Consider the following 937-nt stretch of genomic DNA (forward strand, 5'->3'; position numbering starts at 1 on the left):
CTTCAAAAGCGAATTCGTGATCTGGAAGAGGAGAACGAAATCTTAAAAAAGGCGATGCACTACTTCGCAAAAGACCGGCGCTGATCTACCCTTTCATCCACGATCACCGCTCCAAGCTCCGAGTCGCGAAGATGTGCGAGGTGTTTCAAGTTTCTCGAAGCGGTTATTACGATTGGACCCGGCGTAAGAAGAACGATCGGGCGAAGCGTCGAGAAAAGCTGGAGCAACAAATCCGGCGGGTCTTTCTGGATTCGAGACGTTTGTACGGCAGTAAGAAGGTCTTGGAAGCACTGAAAAAGGAAGGGGTTCAGGTTTCCGAGAAAACCGTCGCTCGTACGATGAAAAGGCTCGGGCTGAAATCCCGTACGGTGAAGAAATACAAGGCGACAACGAATTCGAAGCACCATTTGCCTGTGGCCGAAAACGTGCTAAACCAAACGTTTACCGCAAACGCGCCGGGGAAGGTCTGGATGACGGATATCACTTATATCCCGACAGACGAAGGCTGGTTGTATTTAGCCAGTGTGATGGACTTGTATACGCGTAAGATCGTAGGCTTTCACATGGGGGAGCGGATGACAAAAGAACTCGTGATCGCCGCGCTAGATCAAGCCTACAACCGTCAGCGACCAGCTCCGGGGCTTTTACACCACTCTGATCGCGGCAGCCAGTATGCCTCGACTGAGTACCAGAAGCGTCTGGAGAAATACCAGATGATCGGAAGCATGAGCCGCAAAGGAAACTGTTACGATAACGCCTGCATCGAGTCTTTCCACAGCGTACTGAAGAAAGAACTCGTTTATCTGGAAAAATTCAAAACGAGAGAACAAGCGAAAAGAGCGATATTTGAGTATATCACTTGCTTTTATAATGGAAAACGCATCCATTCATCCATTGGGTACTTCACGCCCAATCAATACGAACATATGTACCGATG

1 pseudogene is annotated in these 937 nt (G+C 49.0%); it reads left to right on the forward strand.

What is annotated here, in order from left to right:
* Positions 1-937, forward strand: a pseudogene (locus AC3WJN_RS25550) (IS3 family transposase); the annotation flags it as partial.

The organism is Brevibacillus sp. FW306-2-1A-C05A, assembly GCF_058781555.1.